This is a genomic window from Paenibacillus sp. NPDC058177 (assembly GCF_042883835.1).
Classification (GTDB): Bacteria; Bacillota; Bacilli; order Paenibacillales; family Paenibacillaceae; genus Paenibacillus_AQ; species Paenibacillus_AQ agri.
In genome coordinates this window covers 2,049,910-2,070,013 of the sequence record NZ_JBHVVB010000001.1, presented here as the reverse complement: position 1 = coordinate 2,070,013, position 20,104 = coordinate 2,049,910, and the positions used below count along the sequence as shown (strand labels likewise).

The window sequence follows — 20,104 nt, the reverse complement described above, 5'->3', positions numbered from 1 at the left end:
CACCTCATTTATAGTATGCGAACCTTTGTTCTCATTATACATCTTTTCCACTAATAAAAGCAATAATTATACAGAAAATGTTGAGTGACATCATTTTTAAAAATTAGTTGACGATGATCATATTTGCATGGTAAGATATCTCTTGTGTCCAAGAGAATGTGGACTTCATAATATGCGGTCGTGGCGGAATTGGCAGACGCGCACGGTTCAGGTCCGTGTGGTAGCAATACCGTGGAGGTTCGAGTCCTCTCGACCGCATCAAGTTAGTAATCAAAGAGCTCTTGAATTTGTCCTTGTGGCAATTCAGGGGCTTTTTGCATAATCGGAATAGTAGACATTACAAAACTAAGGGAGGGTGGAGATGACTCCGCTTCAAGAACGCGAGGAAGGACCACAGCATAAAGAACTGCTCAGCCGTGTCTGGATCAGGTTGGAAGACTGTTTCCGAGAAACGGAGCGTTCGACTTACCGTCTGTTGTATGAAACTGCTCCTGCTTATGTGCTTATTCTTGCTGCCAAGCGGCACGGCAATATCGTCATTAATGGCATGTTGTACCCGCTAACCCCTCATACCGTATATATCGTGATGCCCGGGCAGCGAGTGGAAACAACTTATGATTCAGATGGGGATCAAGTGCTGTATCGGTTTCATGTAGAAACGGATACTCCCGAAAAATATGGTGCTCAGCAGGGGCGTATATTGCCGGATCTGGCCCGGGTGAGCGTGAATGCAGACACACTGCTACTGTCTTTCTGTGAGAAAATAATTTTTCACTGGCATACGGACGATGCTGCGGACCGCTTTGTCAGTCAGGCGGGATTTCAGGAGCTCTTGCATCTGTTGTTCAAGAACCAAGGCCAACACGAGGCTGCGCTGGACCAAGTGTGTATGTATATAAATGATCATTTTCGAGAAGGGATCACGGTCGATCACTTGTCTGAGCTTGCCGGTATGAGCCGGTATTATTTCATGCGGTCATTTAAAGACCGATTCGGTCAAAGCGCTATGGATTATCTGACAGAGCTTCGTACGAATCAGGCTAAAAGTTTACTGGATGAAGGCCAATCCCTGCAAAAAGTTGCGGAAGAGGTCGGTTACAGGGATCGCCAGTATTTCAGCAGCCAGTTTAAAAAGCATGTAGGAATGTCGCCAAGTATCTATATTGCGAATCGAACCTGCAAAGTAGCAGCATATAGCTGGCCTAATGTCGGGCAACTACTTAGTTTACAGATCATTCCGTACGCTGCGCCAATTGATCAGACCTGGAGTGACGATTACCGCAAGAAATACCGTTTTGACATTAAGGTGCCTTTGGGACATGACTACAATTTTAATAGAGAAGCCTTATGGAGAGCAAGGCCAGATCGGATTGTTGCACTAGATGAAATGGTTCCCGATGAAGAGAAAAAGAAGCTTCGTCAGATAGCGCCTGTATTGTTCCTACCCTGGCACTCTTTAAGCTGGAGAGAGCATTTGAAAAGGACTGTCGAGTTTCTGGACCGGGATAAGGAAGCAGAGAGCTGGCTCGGCCGTTACGATAAGAAAGCTGAAGTCATTCGGGAGAATATTCCTTATTCGTTCAGGCAAGGTGGCCTGCTCATTCTAAATATCTTGCCAAGGGGATTTGAGGTTTGGGGAAAGCGTGCAGGTACAGTTTTGTACGACGATCTGCAGATCCATTGTGCAAGAGGCGTGGAACACATCGAATTTACTGAACAGGTTCAAGCAGGGCAGCTCGCATCATTCGATGCGGATATACTGCTTGTTAACGTAATGAAGGATGGGCAGTCGCTAATGAACTGGCAACGGCTTCAGCGGTCTAAACTTTGGCAGCGCCTGAAAGCTGTCCGGAACGGTCACGTGTATCAGACTTCGGGCCAAGCTTGGCTGGCTGAGCCGATTCTGGAGTATACGGCCAATCGGCATTATGATTTCTTGCAGGAGCTTGAACAACTATTTCGTGCACTATAGCCCGAGAAAAGTCGGCATCTTTTCATATTCCCGTTGCTGTAAGTGTGTTGTATAATGTCCTAGTCGATAATGATAATCAATATCATTATTAATTACAGTGACGGAGGGAATACGATGCATCAAACAGAGAGATCCAATGGCACAATACGGGGTGTCCATAGGGGGCAAAGCAGCTTTCGGAACATGGCAGGGCTAATGATCATACTGCTGCTGACCTTATTGGTTAGCGCTTGTGGGAATAACACGAATACGGGGGCCAATGAGAAAGCAGCAGCCTCTACCGATGCTTCTGGTTCAGCACAGGGAAATAATTCGTCGCAGACGGAAGCCGCTGAGACGTTAACGATCAAGCATGCCTACGGGGAGACTAAAGCTCCAACACACCCGAAGCGCGTCGCCGTGATTGGGCTTGAAGATATCACCCTTTCATTGGGGGTTCCAATGGTGTATGCCTATGGATTCGACGGCTATTATCTGGAAGACAAGCTCAAAGAATTGGGAATTCCACTGTCGGGAACCGCAGATATGAAGCCGAACCTGGAAGCGATTCTGGCGGCGAAACCAGATCTTATACTTCTCCAGCAATATTTTACGGATCAAAGTGGATATGACGAGCTGAGCAAAATTGCTCCGACAGTTCCTTATGCGCCAGATGATTGGAAGTCCTCGATCACCGAGATCGGAAAAATAACTGGCCTCGAAGATAAAGCACAAGCTGTGATCCAGGCCAATGAAGATAAAATCAAGCAAGCCAAGGAAACCATTGTTTCCGCAGTTGGAACTGATAAAACAGTAGTCTATATGCGTCCATCAGACAAGGACCTGCAAGTGTTCTTTCCTAGCTTTGCACCCCTGATCTACGAGAAGCTGGGGTTACACCCCGATGCCAGCGTTGAGGAATTGAAGAAGGCCGCAACGGATGATTGGGGGATTAATACCTCGCTTGAGAAGCTGCCTTCCATAACCGCAGACTATGTGTTTGCCATGTATGGTGGCTCTATCAGTACGAAGGAAGAATTCGATAAAGAAGCCGCTGCTACTACAGAGGTTGAGAAGCTGGGTCTTTGGAAGGCGATGCCGGCTGTTAAGCAAAATCACGTATTTAAGGTGTCGGCGAGAAGTTGGATGTCTAGCGGCCCAATTGCGGAAGGCAACGTTATTGATGATGTTGTAGCTGCGGTTACAGGCAGCAAGTAGTAGGACTAACTAGAGCAATAGCATCGAGAACCGCGTACAATAAAACGGCTCTCTCGATGCTATTTTTGTATCCAAGTACATGCCAAGCGGTTATTAAGATAGCCTTATCCGCGGGCATTCCCCGCAAGCTTGTTGTCAGATGGCAAGAACATAGCCAGCAGTCCCAGCAGTGGCAGGAAAGCGCATATCTGAATGACAAAAGAGACGTCTGTCAGGTCGATCAGCCAGCCCATAATGACTGAACCGAGTCCGGCCAGGCCGAATGCCAAGCCGAAGAACAAGCCGGATACAGTGCCGATTTTACCGGGTAGCAGAGCCTGTGCATACACGATGATGACCGAGAAGCCGGACATCAGGATGGCGCCGATCAGACCGCAGAGTATGATAGACCAGAATGGTGTCACATACGGCAGCAGCAGGGAAAAGGGAGCTGTACCGGCAATGGAGAACCAGATGATCTTTTTGCGTCCGAACCGGTCTGCAAGTGGTCCCCCGAGTAAGGTGCCGAGCATCCCGGCAAATTGCAGAGCAAATAATGGAATTTGCGCATCCTCAAATGGACGATGAAAGCGATCCATATAATAGAAAGAGTAGTATCCGGTCATGCTGGCTATATATACGAACTTAGAGAAGAGCAGCACAATCAGCAAACTGATCGCCAATGCGACGAAGCCGCGGGGATGCTGAACTGCAGCTGCAGCCGTTTGAACCTTCTTCGGTGCTACAAGCTGCTGCTTATACCAGCGGCTGACGGCATATTGCAGGAAGATGCCGAGGACGGCAGCGAATGCGAACATAATCAGCCCTCGTGTTCCGTAAGGCATAACCAGAAAGCCGACTGCCAGTGGAGCCAATGCCTGGCCGGTATTGCCGCCAACCTGAAAGACGGATTGGGCCATCCCGTGGCTTTTGCCAGCAGCCAGATGGGCAACGCGCGAGGATTCCGGATGGAGTACAGAGGAGCCGATACCTAGTAGCATGGCTGAAATCAGCAATCCTACAAAATGGGATGAATAGGCCATACCAATAATACCGATCAATGAGAACAGCATTCCGCCGGGTAGCAGCAGCGGCATCGGCCGTTTGTCCGTCAGACTCCCGATGAACGGCTGCAGCACGCAGGCGGTTACGTTAAGCATGAAGGCAATCCAGCCGACTTGGGCGAAGCTAAGGTCGAGCGTTTGCCGCAGTAGCGGGAAAACAGCTGGGACAGCGGACTGCATCGCGTCATTCAGCAGATGGGCCACCGTAACGCCGATCAAGGCGTACACAGAGTACGAGCGGGCCGCTGCCAGGGCAGGGCTTGAGACAGTTTTCATAACAATCATCCTTTGCTTGTTTGTCTTATTCGGTAGCTTAGCGCATTGCCGGATGATCTGTCGTCGCGATTGATGCTTTTCTTTTGAGCATTTTTTGCTATACTGAACTCGGGTGAGTGACCATGCAGATACACATGACAACTCCACGGCTGGAACTGTGGAGAATTGAGAATAGCTTTATTAACGAAAAGCATCGCCATAATAATATGTACCAGATCACCGTGCCTGTGTACGGTTCCTGCGCTTTCGACTTGGAGAATAATTCCTTCCAGCTGGAGAGAGGGGAGGCGCTGATCAAGTCCCCTAATGACAGTCATGCCTTTGAGATTAAGGACGGGGAAGGTGTGGTTGTTATCCAGCTGAAGGACTTCATGGAGATTTGGGAACTGGACCGCCCATGGGAGCCTGTTATACAACAGCGTGTGAATGGGGATGAGCTATTACGACAGCACCGAAAATGGAGTGTAGCCCTATGTTCGAATGACGGGACAGAGGCAGGCTTTATTGAAGAGACGGAATTGGAGATCATACACTATTTGTCCCGAATCCTGCGCGGGAATCACCAGAAGGATTCCAATGCTACCGTACAGAAGGGGCTTCCGGATTGCGAGGACCCGCATTTGGTTCGGGTGCTGGAGTATATGCGGGATTGCTATATGAAGCCAGTTTCAATAGAAGAGCTTGCCGGAATCGCCGGGATGAGCAGATATCATTTTATCCGTTCCTTCAAAGCATTGATAGGACGTTCTCCTTACCAGTACATGCTGAAAATCCGGATCGACGAAGCCAAGCGGCGGCTTCGCTCTACGAGACATACCGTGACCGACATCAGTCTGGATGTTGGTTTTGCGAGTCCAAGTCAGCTTTATCGTGCTTTCCAGAAGTTCATAGGCATGTCGCCTGAGCAATACAGGCAGCAACTGTTTTAAACAAGTATGTTAAACAAGTGTGTTGGGGCTGTTCTATAAGTCATGAAAATGGCTTACGGGAGCAGCCCTTTTTCTATTCCTTTAAGCAGCATGTGCCTCAAGGGCCTGAATATGCGAAGTGATGGTTGATTGGGTGTACACCAGATGCTCTGCAGCAAGGGTGTAGCTACCATATTCTATGATTTTTGTGAAAGTAACATATCATTTTTATAAATAGTTCATTTCATATATTTCAATTTTACTGATAAGTGGAAATCCCGTAAGGTGGAGAGGTGGGATGCTATTAATCTGTATAGAGCGCAGGAGGAGAGCCAGAATGATTACAACCTATGAGGAACGTTATAAGCAGGGGATTATTGATCTTGTGCTGGGTGTGCAGAATGATGAGTACAAGCTGGGAATCTCGATAGAAGAGCAAGGTGATATTTTGGATATCCCGAATTGCTACCTCAAGGCTGGAGGGGGATTCTGGATCGCTGTGGATCAGAAGGACAGAGTGATCGGTTCTATAGGACTGATGAAGAAGACGAACGAGGTGTTCATTCTGAAGAAGTTTTTCGTGTACAGCGAGTATCGTGGCAAGGAACCGGGAATTGGAAAAGCTCTTTTTGAAATCCTGATAGAGTTTGCCAAGCAACAAGGAGGGCGGACGGTTCTTCTAGATACCCCCTCCTCGGCCGATAGATCGCATCAATTTTACAGAAAGAATGGCTTCAAGGAAATCACCACAGCTGAACTGCCTGTAACCTATGAATATCCGGACAGGAATTCGTTATTGTTCCGACTGGATTTAAGCTGAATGTGTGTGATCTCTACGTCTAACTTTGATGAAAAAGATTTAATGCTTCATTATCAGGTGTATATGGCTTAAAATGATGCAGGGGCGAGTAGCCCCTCATCATGATGATAATGGAGGCTTTGTTTTGAACAACGTTAATTCGGAGTGGGCGGAGTCTCACTTTCCTTTATATACGGCTGCCCAGATTCTTTCGTTATATGGAACTTCTAATCAGCCCATGCATAAGATCCATGAGGACTTTACGGTGCTGATTGCTATCGCAGGCGGCAAGGGGGTACTGCGGCTGGATGATCAGACCTTTGAGCTGCAAGAAGGAAGCATTATGCTGATTCCGGCACAGGTTCATGCGGCATTAGTTACAAATTCCCTGCAGCCACTTCATGCGTACAAGCTTTCCATTGGCATCTGGGAGCCACCGACCTCTCCGCCTGCAAGTTCTTTGGTACGGAGAAGCGAGGTGCTGGGTGGGTCTAATCTTCATTTCTTTCTTTGCGAACCTGATATTGTGGCTAAGGTTGAGGAGCTTTATCTTTACCGTTCACCGATCCATGAAGCCCGGCATGTGAAGAATCAGATTGTTTTTCATCAAATTATTGCGGAGCTGCTGGAGCGGGAGGACGCGAAGTATGCGGTCAGTGACCAGCCGAGTATGGACCGAAGCATTACCTACCTGGAGAACCATTTTAGCGATAAAATAACGCGAGAACAGCTGGCGGCGCTGGCCGGTATCAGCAGTTCACATTATTCTATATTATTTAAACGCCTGACCGGATTTTCCCCCCAGGAATATCTATCGCGCTTGCGCGTGCACCGGGCGATCGAATTGTTAATCAGTGGTTCGGGTACCCTTCGAGAGATTGCGCAAAAGGTAGGTTATAAGGATGAATTTTACTTGAGCCGCCGTTTCAAGCGCCAGACCGGGGCAGCGCCTTCCGCTTATAACCGCCGATCCTCCTTGCCGCGCGTAGCCGTTGTACTAACCCCTTATGCCAGTCATCTGTTGCTGCTTGGACTGGAACCCGTTGTGACGATTGCAGAGAACGGTGAATATGTGAGTATTGCCGAACTGGAGAAACCGCAAAACATGAGATTTATTAGCGCAGATGCTTCTCCTGAGCAGCTTAATTCGGTGTTACTGGAGACAAAATCTGAGCTGATTATCGCGGCACAGCAGCATTTGCACAGATTTGGCTTGAACCTAGGGCATATGCGGGCGGTAGCGCCGGTGATTGAAATATCTTGGATGGAGCTAAGCTGGAAGGAGCATTTCCGCCTTATTGCACAGGCCATCCAGCGTAGTGAAAGAGCCGAAGAGTGGCTCGCGATGTTTGAGGAAGAGGAACAGGAGGCTCGTCTGCAGGTACAGGAAAGCGCAGTCGTGAAGGAAACGATTACGATTCTGATTCTGCGTCCGGAGCAGATGCAGGTATACGGCGCTCGAAATGTAGGATATGTGATGTACCATTCGCTTGGGCTGAAGCCCCCGGCCAAAATCGGACAGGAGATAGAACGGCTGGGTAATCAATTTCATTCCATTCCTATTGAGCTGGCGGAGCTTGCCGATTATGCGGGTGATCGTCTGCTTGTTTTTGTATTCCCGGACCCGAAAGGTTCTTTCGCCCATGCCGATGCTATTCTTCAATCCTCATACTGGAAGGGGCTTTCGGCGGTTCGGAACGATAAAGTGCATCATCTGGACATCGATGAATGGATCCCGTATAACCCCGTTTCTATTCGTCTACAGTTGCAACGTGCAGTGGCATTATTTACCGGCATTCAATAGTCCAAGCTTCTTTTCCAACAATAAGCCATGGTTTAGCGAAATCAGGCTTACTATAATAGGTTATGAAAATGAAACTCATTATCAATGAGAATATTCATTGTACATAGTCATTATAAAAAGGGAGAGAGTCATCCGATGAAAAAGCTTTTCGTACCGGTAATCTTATCTTTAGTAGTTATTCTGAGCGCCTGTGGTGCCAATCAAACCAATAATGCTGAGAAGAGCGTGAATAATTCTTCCCCTGAGGCGTCCCAGTCCTCTAACGCAGCGCCAGCGGGAACCTTTAATTATCAATCTGAGAACGGCCCTGTGGAAGTTCCTTCACATCCGCAGCGCGTAGTTGTGCTGACCAGATTCTTAACAGGAAATGTGATGGCGCTTGGTGTGCCGGTAGTGGGCGTGGACGAGATGTCCAAGGAGAACCCAAGATTTAAAGATGAACTGAAAGACGTTGAGGCTGTTACGGATGAAAGTCTGGAGAAAATCATTGAGCTGCAGCCGGATCTCATTATCGGTCTTAGCGATATTCAAAACTATGACAAGTTAAAGCAAATTGCTCCAACCGTCACTTTTACATATGCTAAAGTCGATTATTTGACACAGCAGCTTGAAGTGGGGAAATTGTTGAATAAAGAAAAAGAAGCACAGGCCTGGGTCGATGAGTTCAAGGCACGTTCCGAAAAAGCCGGCGAAGAGATTAAAGCGAAGGTTGGCGAAGGCGCAACGGTGACGGTAATTGAGACCTTCAACAAACAGTTGTACGTGTATGGATATAACTTTGGACGTGGTACAGAGCTTCTATACGGTGATCTTGGCTTCAGTCTACCTGAGAAGACGATAGAAGCAACAGCGAAAGACGGTTATTTGGCATTGTCTACGGAAGTGATGAAGGATTATGTAGGTGATTATATTATCTTCAGTAAAAATGCCGATGAGGATAACAGCTTCCAGGATACTCAAACCTACAAGAACCTTCCAGCTGTGAAAAATAATCATGTCTATGAAGTGGATGCCAAGTCGTTCTACTTCAATGATCCGCTGAGTCTGGAATATCAATTGGATTTCTTTATCAAGAGCTTTTTGAACAAGTAACCAATGAGAGATAAAAAACGTTCAGTCCCATTTTTCTATAAGCTACTTGGCAGTGTGCTGGTGCTCGTCGTCTCCTTTGCTATTTCGATGGTATTGGGAGCTAAGGAAATAACGCTGTATGATCTATGGCTGGCGCTAACTTCTCCGGGTGCGTCTAGTGAGAATGTTCTCATCCTGCGTGAAATTCGTATGCCGCGTGAGCTGGCTGCGATGCTAGTCGGTGCCGCATTTGCGGTATCCGGCTCCATTATGCAAGGCGTAACCCGTAATCCGCTCGCGGATCCTGGCCTGCTGGGTCTGACCTCTGGAGCAAATATGGCGTTGGCTGTGGCCTTTGCATTTCTTCCGGGAGTAGGCTACTTCGGCATTATGCTGGCCTGTTTTATCGGTTCTGCATTAGGTGCGGGCCTGGTCCTCGGACTTGGCTCCATGCGACAAGGGAAACTGTCTCCCATTCGCATCGTGCTGGCGGGAGCAGCTATTTCCGCCTTTCTGTATGCCATTGCAGATGGCATCAGTCTTGTTTTCAAAATATCCAAGGACGTCTCCATGTGGACCGCCGGGGGATTGATCGGCACAACTTGGGGACAGCTACAAGTGATCACACCAGTTATTGTGATAGCAATTGTGGTGGCGATTATGTATTCCAATCATTTAACCATTCTTAGCCTGAGTGATGAGATTGCAATGGGACTGGGGCAAAAGCTCGTCCGGGTCAAATTTATCCTGTTTACTCTGGTCGTTCTGCTGACGGGGGCAGCGGTAGCGCTTGTCGGAAACATTGCCTTCCTGGGGCTGATGATTCCACACATTGTCCGCATGATTGTTGGCACCGATTACCGGTACATCCTGCCGTTCTCCGTGTTCGCTGGCGCCAGCTTTATGCTGTTGGCCGATACGCTCGGCCGTACTATAAATGCGCCCTATGAGACTCCGATGGCAGCTATTGTAGCGATGGTGGGCTTACCCTTCTTCTTGTTTGTCGTACGTAAAGGAGGCAAAGCACTCTCATGACATTGTCCGCTCTTGTTCGTAAACAACGTCTTATTGTGTTGATCAGTCTGGGGCTTATTGTCCTGACCGCTGTAATCAGTATGGGCGTAGGCTATTCGTCATTGTCTTTTAACCGACTGATCCCTGTTTTATCGGGTCATGGCACGTTCAAAGAAGATTTTGTCCTGTTCTCTGTCAGACTGCCGAGAATTCTGATCACGCTGCTGTCGGGGATGGCCTTGGCGTTATCCGGGTCGATTCTGCAAAGTATTACCCGCAACGATCTGGCTGATCCGGGCATCATTGGGATTAATTCCGGGGCAGGCGTAGCTATTGCAATCTTCTTCCTGTATTTCCCTGTCAAAGTGGGATCATACGTATATATGCTGCCGCTCGTGGCGTTTCTCGGGGCATTAATTACAGCCATACTCATTTATATTTTCTCCTACAGCCGTTCCCGCGGTCTTGATCCGACTCGTCTGATATTGGTTGGGGTAGGTTTCTCTCTGGCTTTGTCAGGGATTATGATCGTAATCATTTCTTCGGCGGAACGCTCTAAGGTGGATTTCATTGCGAAATGGATCGCGGGGAACATATGGGGTACGGATTGGCCGTTTATATGGGCATTGCTCCCGTGGTTAATTCTGCTTATTCCGTTTACACTGTTCAAATCCAGGCAGCTGAATCTACTCAATTTGAGTGAGGCTTCGGCGATTGGCGTTGGTGTTCATCTGGATCGGGAGCGTCTGCTTCTTATCGTGGTTGCTGTTGCTGCGGCGGCATCTGCAGTATCGGTCACCGGAGGGATAGCTTTCATCGGTCTGCTGGCTCCGCATATTGCGAAAGCGCTGGTCGGACCACGTAATCAATTATTTATTCCTGTTGCGGTGCTGCTCGGCGGGTGGTTGCTGCTGCTGGCCGATACGGTCGGACGCAATCTGGTCGACCCCGACGGTCTCCCGGCAGGCGTCATGGTGTCACTAATTGGAGTACCTTATTTCGCTTATTTGCTGCTAAAAAAATAGGATTGATACATGCCCGTCTCAGCTGAAGCTGAGGCGATTTTTTTTATAGCTTGTAGCAATTGACAGGAAAATAAATTAAAAATATAATGGTCATAGCAACTATAATCATGTCTACTATATTGGAGGCAGCATTGTGCAATTAGAAAAGTATATTGGCGTTGTTGTGCAGCGAGCCGCCCTGAAACTGAACAGCTATTATCAGAAAGTTGTTAATCCCTTCGATATCACAGTAGAGCAATGGGAAATTCTGGTTGTTCTATGGGAGACGGAAGGCATCACCCAGAAGGAGCTTGCCGAAAGGTTGCAGAAGGATCAGACGAATGTTGCGCGCATGCTATTCAAGCTGGAGAAGAAGGGATTTGTTCATCGGGTAACCCATGAGCTGGATCGCCGGGCACTGCGAGTCTATCTAACGGATAAGGGCCGGGAGGTAGAGGATGAGATTATGGAGCCTTCACTGGAGGCCTACCTTAAAACGGTCGAGGGGCTGACGGAAGAAGAGGTCGAGACGTTCAGAAGAGTGCTGGCTGTTATGCATAACAATGTAAAGGACTTATAACGGATACCGTCCCTTAGCGGACGGCAAAGCCGTTTCTACTTGTAAGTTCCTTTTTTAGCACATATACTTGCCATGGCAATTAGTGACTAGACAACTAAATGGAGGGTAAAAGAATGGAAACGAACAAAAAAGAGCCGGGAATCTTCGATGCCCCTTACCGGGCGTTAACCATTGGTATTATCATTGCTGTAACTACAGTCGCTTTTGAAGGATTAGCAATTACAACTATCGCACCTAATCTGGCAGGACAATTGCAGGGGCTGCATTTGTATGGCTGGATATTCAGTGCCTTTTTGTTATCACAAATAATCGGAACAATGGTCATGGGACAGCAGATCAATAGAAGAGGCGTTTATGCGTCATTCATCATATCGTTTGTATTCTTTGTGTTTGGTATTGTGATTGCGGCGACGGCATGGAATATGCCTGCTTTAATTGTAGGAAGAGCGTTTCAAGGTTTTGGTGCAGGGGCGATCGTCACTTGCGTGTATTACAGTATTTCATTAGGATATCCTGATGAGATCAGAACCAAAATTCTTGCAGCATTCTCCAGCGCTTATATCCTGCCTGCATTAATCGGTCCCTATGTGGCGGGGCTTGTGGCGGAATATCTATCCTGGAGATTTGTATTCTGGATGGTGATTCCTTTTATCGTTCTGGCGGTTGCTTTGACGTTACCTACTTTCCGCAAATTTCAGGTCAACCGGGAAGCGGAAAGCTCTAATGGTAAGAAGGAAGGATACGCTGTACTGTTAGCCGTCGGTACGGGAATGCTGCTGAGCGGATTAGGTTCGGTAACGGAGTGGAAGGGAATTCTCCTCTCATTAGCCGGAATCGCGATTATGATTCAACCGCTGCGGAAGCTGCTGCCGGAAGGGACGATGAGGTTAAAACGGGGCTTGCCGACCACGATTGTTGTCAGAGGTTTGTTCGTAGCCTCCTACTTTGCAACAGAAAGCTATGTGGTCTTAGCGCTGACGGAAGTAAAAGGATTGTCCGCTCATTTTGCCGGATTAATTGTTGCAGCTGGTGCGTTGAGTTGGTCAGCAGCAGCTTGGTTACAAGCTAAATTAGACGCAAACGACAGGGGAGCAGGAAGACAGAAGCGCGTTGTAATTGGTACTGGTTTGATGATTGTTGGGGTTGCTATGGTAATAGTAGCTATATCCTCATCTTGGGGCGGCATTTGGACCGCTATATTCTCACAGATTCTCTCTGGTTTTGGTATCGGTTTGGCGCATCCAACGACTGGAGCCATGGCCTTGCAGCAGGTTGAAGCAGGAAAAGAGGGTGAGGTATCCGCTAATATCCAATTTACCGATGCGTTCAGCCCAGGGTTAAGCATTGGAATAGGGGGGGCCTTGATTGCGGTGAGTGAAACTTTTCAATGGGGCATTTTGAATGGGGTTATGCTCGCTTTAGCAGTCCAGCTATTATTTGTAATTCTAAGCCTTGCATTTTCTTTTCGTGAGCTCTATGTAAGAGGTAGACTATAACTGGAAGAGACATACTTTTATAATTTGAAAATAGGTGGAGCAGGAGGATCGTCAGATTCTTAGGCTTCACCTTTTTCTATCATTTTAAGATACAATCTATTTACAATATGGTAACAATACCTTAATATTTCACTTACAAAAGTTAATATAATTAATAATGTCGGCTGAATTGTGCGGATGCAGTTGGACCGATTACAACAGCAGGAAGAGGGATGCTTATTGATCAATTGTTAAACCCCTTGGCGTTAAGGTGAATATCATCATTTTCAAAAAGTTTTAGCTACATATGACATTAAGAATAGGGGTTTTGCTCTAGTGTTTAATTTAATGAGTAAGTACAGGAAATGGATCAGCGCAGCCTTAATTGTGATGATTCTAGCTGTAACCATCCTGCCGAATAGTGGGGTAGTCAAAGCTGATGCGGTAGCGCCGGAGGTTGTCGCCGGCTGGACCTTCTCAGCGACTAATTTGGACACAGCGACCAGCGGTATTGCTTCCAATATTAATACCGCCAAGCTGAAGTTAAGTAGTGATAGAAAAGCTACTTATTCAGCAACAGGTAACACGATATACAAAGACGGCTGGGCTTCCGGAGAATACTGGGAGGCACAACTGAGTACATTAGGTTACTACGGATTGACTCTTTCTTCAAAGCAATATGGTACGAGTACTGGGCCAAGAGATTTTAAGATTCAATATAGTCTCAACGGCACGGACTTCTTTGATGTTTCCGAAACATATACCTTAAACAGTACGATCGCGCAAAAAGATTTTGATCTGCCAAAAGCCGTAGAGAATCAGCCTGCGGTATATATCCGCTGGTTAAACAATTCTTCAGCAGCGATTAATGGTACAGGAACAACAGCTCCTGTGAATGGCAACAGCAGAATATCGGACATTGTTGTCAAAGGTTCGCAGCAACCACTCGGTCCTGTCAGCGTAACAGGCGTTACGTTGAATCCTGCGGACCTTGCTCTCTCTGTAGGTGGAAAAGGGACGCTGACAGCGACGGTCCAGCCGGCGAACGCAACAGAGCGTTCTGTCACTTGGAGCTCTAGCGACGCAACGGTGGCCACAGTGGATAACGGAGTTGTAACTGGGGTGAACGAAGGTCATGCCACGATTACAGTTACCACTGTTGACGGTAGCTTCCGGGCTACAGCAGAGGTCAATGTAACCGCTGGACCCGTTAAAGTAACGGGCATTACGTTGGATAAATCCAATGTTAACTTGACGGTTGGAGCCACTGATCAATTGCTCGCAACGATTCAGCCTTCAACTGCTGCCAACAAGCAAGTTGCCTGGACTTCTTCGAACGCGGCAGCTGTGACTGTCGATGCTCAAGGAAAGTTGAAGGCTAATGCACAGGGGACATCCGTTATCACTGTTACTTCACAAGATGGTGGTTTTACCGCTACGGCATCGGTGAATGTGACTACAGCCAAAACGGCAGATCCGGTAGCTTCCAAAATCACCTTGTCTACTTTGACTAATGCTTCAGGGACTGCGGGTGCCGTAGCTGGCAACTCATCCATCAAGTTGTATTTCGCGGATGACACACTAGCGGGAACAACGACAGCTACTGCAGATGGATCGTTTACGCTTTCGTTCAGCAATGCCGCTTCGAAAACGTCCTTTTACATTGTGGCACAAGAAAACGGCAAGGACCCGAGTAATAAGATCGCGGTAAGCTTCGCAGGGAGCAACTATAAACCTGGCGATGTTGTTTTCAGCCAGATCTATGTAGGCGGCGGTAATGGCGGCGCGTTCTACAAAACAAAATTTTTTGAACTGTACAACACAACAGATCAGGATATTAACTTCAACAATCAGTGGGCCATTGGTTATACTTCGGCTACAGGAACAAGCTTTAGTGCTGGAACGAAGTTGACCGGTATCATCAAAGCTCACGGCTATTATCTCGTTGCAGGCAACACGGGTGCAACTGGTAAGGATTTACCGGTTAAAGAGGATCAGACAACAACGCTTAATCCAAGTGCATCTACTGGTGGTATTTTGGCCATTACGAACAGCACGACCTCAATAAGCAGTCAAGATGATCCGAAAGCCATTGACATTGTTGCTTTCGGTAACGGAACGAACCCAAGCTTCAACATGAAAACCGATCATTGGGGCTCGCCATTCTTTACCACCAGCATTTCAAGCGGGACGCTGCTTCGCAAGACGGACCTTGGTTCCGATCCGCGGGGAGCTTTTGGCCTGCGCAATGGTTACTTCACGAAGAATCCTTTGAATGATTTTGTATTGAACTCTCCGAGCAGCACCGCTAATCCGGACGAGATCGTGATCAGAACTTCGAAATCAATGGTTTCACCGGATGTTTCCAAAATTCGCTTTGTAAATACAAGCGGAACTGGAAATGTGACGGGTACCGCAGGTTCAGTACCTAATGCATCAACGGTAAGCGCATATTTCCTGAACAACGGAACTTTGACGCCTGCAGGACAAGTTACTGCGGGAGCGGATGGTGCCTTTGCGCTGAATATCACTAACGCAGGGCAAAACCAAACGGTATATGTAACTCATAAGGATTCGTCCCAACCGACACCTAAAGACAGCGCCTATGTACGTGTCGATGCTGCAGGTAATCCGGCAGCAGTGCTTCCAATCACAGATCTTCGTGCGAACGATGACAAGGGATTCCTGCTGAATTTGGGATACGAAACGACGATTGAAGGTATTGTGACCTCCGCTAACCAAGCCTTGGGAGCAGAGAAAACAAGCTTTTACGTACAAGATTCAACAGGCGGTATTCAAGTCATTGGTGCTCAGGACTCTTCCTCCATCGCGCCGGGCACTAAAGTAAAGGTTGCCGGAAAGCTGGTGTTTGTTGCCGGGGCGACTCAGTTGGTTGCTACAGCGATTACGAATGAGGGTATGGAGGCTGTGCCAGCTCCAACTGCTGTCAAATTGGATGCTATGAGTGTCTACGAGAAGGTAGAGCCACTTGAAGGCAACCTGATTTCCTTCAGAGGTAAGGTAACCAACATTCCATCAGAGGGACCTGACTATAATGTTACGGTTGCCGATGATGCGGGCAATACAGCTGTCGTGAAAATTATGAAAACTACAGGGATTGATATCAACAGTGCATTGTCTCTGGGAGACGCATATAACTTCACAGGCATTGCCAGTCAATCGAAATTAATTTCTCCATACACAAGCGGATACTTTATCCTGCCGAGAAATGCCGCCGATATCAAGGGGGATTTGCAGTTTAATCATGTTCCTTTGACTAAGGCCTATACCGGCCTGGATGTGTCGATCAAAGCTTCGGCTAAGTATGCAGACTCGGTGACTCTTTATTATAAAAATGAAGGGGAATCGTCGTACCAATCCATTCCTATGGAAACGGCCGACAAAGTCAATTACAACGTCAAGATTGATAAAGCTAATGTGAAGACATCTAAAATCTACTATTACATTGTGGCTGAAAGTGTTGGACAAGAGCCTCGCAAATCTGGTGACGAAGCTACCCCTAACGCGGTAGAGATTGTCGAGGATAAAGATGGTCCAGAGTATGCGGGTGAGCTTCCGGCGAATATGGACACCATTGAGACGAACCATCCGGTTGTATCCGTAGATTTGGACGATCCGAATGGAGTGGATATTTCCTCACTGAGCATCTCTATTGACGGTAAGGATTTCACAGCCAAAGCAGTCAAGTCCGAAACCCAAATCAAGCTTACACTGGCCAGTGAAGATGATTTGGCAGTGGGCGTACACACTGTTGTGGTTAGTGCGAAGGATAAATTGGGCAACACTTCGTCGACCCAATGGTCGTTCGAGGTTATACAAAGATTTACAGGCGGTAATCATTACCGGGGAACGACACATAACCATACGAATATATCCCATGATGCCAAAGGATCTCCTGAAGATGCTTTGAAAGCAGCGGAATTTTATGGCTATGATTACTTTGCTTTCTCCGATCATTCGCACGATATCGATGCTAGTCTGACCGGTACAGACACGGTTGATCATAACGGCATGCCAGAACGTAAAGGCGGATCGGATTGGCAGTTGACCAAAGATCTGGCCAATCAATACACCAAGGACGGGAGCTTTGTCGTATTCCCTGCTTTTGAAATGACATCGACCACTTGGGGACATTCCAACGTGTTTGGAACAACCAACTTTATCGATCGTGTTCAAAATGGCGGTAAGTATCAAAACCTGCAAAGTTATTATGCATGGACACTGACCTATGACAATATCGTGGCGCAGTTTAACCACCCGGCTATGTCGGCAAATGCTTTTGACAACTTCATTCCTTATGATAAAAATGTCAATAGGCTTTTCACGATGCTTGAAGTAGGTAATGGTTCCGGTAACTATTCTTATGTTAATGCTGAGAATAAATTCTTCAGCGCACTTGATTTAGGCTGGCATGTGGCTCCAACTTATGGTGAAGATAACCATGATGGAACCTGGGGAAAAACGAAGAAACGGACGATTATCGTAGCTAACGATCTGTCTCAGGAATCTCTCTTGGAGGCTATGCGTAAAATGCGCGTCTACTTCAGTGAGGATCCGAATTTCTCGCTGGATGTGCTGGCGAATGGTTATTACATGGGGTCTACAGTAGATTCGAAGAGTCTGCAGTTTGACATCAAAGGTAGCGATCCGGTTCTAGAGAGTGCTACTGATCCAAAATACAGCTACATCAAGACACCTTCAGACGATAATATCGCGAAGGTTGAGTTAGTAACGAACGGCGGAAGAGTAATAGAAAGTTATGTTCCTAAGGACAATTCCACTTCTTTCAGCTGGAACCCTAGCGTCAATGTTGTGGGTGGCCAGCAGTGGTTCGTTGTTCGAGTAACACAAAAAGATGGTGATCGAACCTCTTCTTCCCCAATCTGGTCGCAAGAAGATCCGTTGGCTGTAAGAGTGAACGATCTGTCCATCGTAGAGGGAGCGGCAATCGCAGGTAATCCGGTAACCCTGAAAGCAGGGATCTCTAATATGGGTACGATTAACCTGAAGAATATTACCGCGCATTTCTACTATGACAGTATTGATGCAACACATCTGATAGGGGATGCAGAAATTCCTTCGTTAGATTCCAATCAAAATGTTAATGCAAGTGTTATTTGGGCAAATCCTGTAGCCGGTAATCACAAGCTGATTATCGTATTATCTTCAAGTGATGGCATTGATCTAGGTGATAACAAGTATGAACAGATGGTTGATGTTAAAGCTCCGCTCGGCATTACGCTGATGATCGATGCGACTCATAAGAATGAGAACACATCAACGGATACGGGTACCTACGCTAAGAACCTGACAGATATGACTCTGAAGCTTAAACAACAGGGTTACACAGTCGTAGAGAATACTACTTCTTTGTCTGATCAGCTTCTGAATAATGTAGGCGTGTTGATGGTAACTCACCCTAGCACTGAATATTCTGCGAGTGAGATTGCTGTCATCAAGAACTTCGTTGATCGCGGCGGTTCTCTATTGCTAACGGAGAAAAGTAATTTCGGTGGAACCCAGCAAACCGTGAATTCTCTGTTGAAGGGTGTAGGTTCAAGCATTTTGGTCAATAACGACGGGGTGTTTGATGAGACGCCAGCAGGTAATTTCTGGTCGACTCCATTGACTTCTAACTTCTCAGTACGTCTTCACTTAAATCCGGTAAGCAATGGACTAACTGACTTCATTTCATTGCTGGATTTCTATAGTGGTGCGAGTTTAGCGGCGAATGACGGTTCTGGAAATAAAATTCCGCTTGCCAATAGCAGTACAGTGACTGTTCTGGCTAGTGGTAATGAATCGACATTCCAGGATGCACCTCAATTGAAACCTGACACCGTTTCGTATAATGTGTATACGGCTAACGGTAAGAATGGTCCGCCTCTGCTAGACGTAAAAGGCGGTAGTAAGATCCCGCTTGTAGCTTCAGAGCAACTCGGCAAAGGCCGCATTTTTGTAGCGGGTATGAACATATTTAATGACAAGCAGATGACCCAGAACGACGGACCTACCAACAATGCTCCATTCGCATTGAAGGTTGTTAATTGGCTGGCTAATCGTGAAATTAAGGTAACACCAATCGCGGAGGTTCGTAAGCTTCCAGAAGAAACAAATGTTGTAATCCAAGGTAAAGTAACAACGACTGCCTTCTATGATTCAGCCTTTATTCAGGATGAAACGGGCGGCGTGGTAGCCTTCAACGATGTTCCGGACGGCGCACTTCAGCTTGGGGACACAGTACGTGTCTACGGAAAAATTGGTTCGTTCGAAAATGAAAAGGAACTTATCTTTGACAGATTCGATAATAGCATTGTAAAGGTTAGCTCTGGGCCACCAGTTGAGCCGAAATTGCTTAGTACAGCTGCTTCTGTCTCAGATGAATACCAAGGACAGCTTGTACAGGTGAAAGCTAAGGTAGTTGATATTGTTGATGAGAGCACGTACATCCTCAATGATGGCTCTGGACCCGTTACTGTATTTGTAGACGGGTATATCGTCAACAAGACTGGTGAAGTTGCACCGATCAAAGTTGGAGATACGCTACTGGCCACGGGCTTGAGTGGTAAGTACTCCAAGGGTGACCGGATCCGTGTTCGTGACACGAAGGAACTGATCGTGGACAAAACGAACATACCAGTAACCGGCGTGACAGTGAAACCAGCTACACTGAAATTAAAAGTCGGTGAGAGCGGACAGCTTGAAGCGGTATTTGAGCCTGCTACAGCGAACAACAAAGCTGCAACTTGGAGCACAAGCAACAGCGAAGTAGCAACTGTGGATGCCAGCGGTAAAGTCACTGCTATTGCGGAAGGAACAGCCACCATCACAGTCAAGACTGAAGATGGCGGATTCCAAGCAACAAGCGAAGTAACGGTAACACTGAAGGATACTCCAGTAACGGGTGTAACCCTGGATAAAGCAACGCTGAACCTGAAGG

Annotated in this window: 12 protein-coding genes, 1 tRNA gene and 1 pseudogene; 12 read left to right on the top strand and 2 right to left on the bottom strand. The window is 47.2% G+C overall.

The window, feature by feature from the left end; translation table 11 throughout:
- Positions 1-174 precede the first annotated feature (174 nt).
- The 3 genes from ACFVU8_RS09925 (at position 175) to ACFVU8_RS09915 (ending at position 3,169) form a co-directional block, all read left to right on the top strand.
- Positions 175-258 (top strand) — tRNA-Leu (locus ACFVU8_RS09925).
- Positions 259-361: 103 nt separating this feature from the next.
- Positions 362-1,972, top strand: coding sequence for a helix-turn-helix domain-containing protein (locus ACFVU8_RS09920; RefSeq protein WP_387427144.1), 1,611 nt, complete (start codon positions 362-364; stop codon positions 1,970-1,972).
- Positions 1,973-2,086: 114 nt separating this feature from the next.
- Complete coding sequence (locus tag ACFVU8_RS09915) at positions 2,087-3,169, top strand: ABC transporter substrate-binding protein (RefSeq protein ID WP_387427142.1); 1,083 nt, start codon at positions 2,087-2,089, stop codon at positions 3,167-3,169.
- Between the two features lie 104 nt (positions 3,170-3,273).
- On the opposite strand, the gene ACFVU8_RS09910 is transcribed toward ACFVU8_RS09915, so the two are convergent.
- Complete coding sequence (locus ACFVU8_RS09910) at positions 3,274-4,488, bottom strand: MFS transporter (RefSeq protein ID WP_387427141.1); 1,215 nt, start codon at positions 4,486-4,488, stop codon at positions 3,274-3,276.
- Positions 4,489-4,610: 122 nt separating this feature from the next.
- On the opposite strand from ACFVU8_RS09910, the gene ACFVU8_RS09905 reads away from it, so the two are divergent.
- Positions 4,611-5,417: a helix-turn-helix domain-containing protein gene (locus ACFVU8_RS09905; protein WP_066371686.1), complete on the top strand. Its 807-nt coding sequence runs from the start codon at positions 4,611-4,613 to the stop codon at positions 5,415-5,417.
- Between the two features lie 96 nt (positions 5,418-5,513).
- On the opposite strand, the pseudogene ACFVU8_RS09900 reads toward ACFVU8_RS09905, so the two are convergent.
- Positions 5,514-5,600: pseudogene (locus tag ACFVU8_RS09900) on the bottom strand (LysR family transcriptional regulator); the annotation flags it as partial.
- Between the two features lie 133 nt (positions 5,601-5,733).
- Between ACFVU8_RS09900 and ACFVU8_RS09895 the strand changes: the two are divergent.
- From ACFVU8_RS09895 to ACFVU8_RS09860, 8 genes are all read left to right on the top strand, one after another.
- Positions 5,734-6,216 carry a GNAT family N-acetyltransferase gene (locus ACFVU8_RS09895; protein WP_387427139.1) on the top strand — a complete coding sequence of 161 codons (483 nt, stop codon included), beginning with the start codon at positions 5,734-5,736 and terminating at the stop codon, positions 6,214-6,216.
- A gap of 124 nt (positions 6,217-6,340) precedes the next feature.
- Positions 6,341-7,999, top strand: coding sequence for a helix-turn-helix domain-containing protein (locus ACFVU8_RS09890; RefSeq protein WP_387427138.1), 1,659 nt, complete (start codon positions 6,341-6,343; stop codon positions 7,997-7,999).
- A gap of 135 nt (positions 8,000-8,134) precedes the next feature.
- The gene (locus tag ACFVU8_RS09885; protein ID WP_387427136.1) at positions 8,135-9,091 is read left to right on the top strand and encodes an iron-hydroxamate ABC transporter substrate-binding protein; all 957 of its coding nucleotides are present in this window, start codon (positions 8,135-8,137) and stop codon (positions 9,089-9,091) included.
- Positions 9,092-9,094: 3 nt separating this feature from the next.
- Entirely contained in the window at positions 9,095-10,105 is a 1,011-nt protein-coding gene (locus tag ACFVU8_RS09880) for a FecCD family ABC transporter permease (protein ID WP_387427135.1), read from the top strand.
- Positions 10,102-11,109: a FecCD family ABC transporter permease gene (locus tag ACFVU8_RS09875; protein WP_387427134.1), complete on the top strand. Its 1,008-nt coding sequence runs from the start codon at positions 10,102-10,104 to the stop codon at positions 11,107-11,109. The genes ACFVU8_RS09880 and ACFVU8_RS09875 overlap by 4 nt, the downstream gene beginning before the upstream one ends.
- Positions 11,110-11,242: 133 nt before the next feature.
- Positions 11,243-11,668 (top strand): MarR family winged helix-turn-helix transcriptional regulator, encoded by a 426-nt coding sequence (locus ACFVU8_RS09870; protein ID WP_175374393.1) that lies wholly within the window; start codon positions 11,243-11,245, stop codon positions 11,666-11,668.
- A 113-nt stretch (positions 11,669-11,781) separates the two neighbouring features.
- Positions 11,782-13,164 carry an MFS transporter gene (locus tag ACFVU8_RS09865; RefSeq protein WP_387427133.1) on the top strand — a complete coding sequence of 461 codons (1,383 nt, stop codon included), beginning with the start codon at positions 11,782-11,784 and terminating at the stop codon, positions 13,162-13,164.
- Between the two features lie 315 nt (positions 13,165-13,479).
- A partial coding sequence (locus ACFVU8_RS09860; RefSeq protein ID WP_387427131.1) for an Ig-like domain-containing protein occupies positions 13,480-20,104 on the top strand: 6,625 nt, incomplete at its 3' end.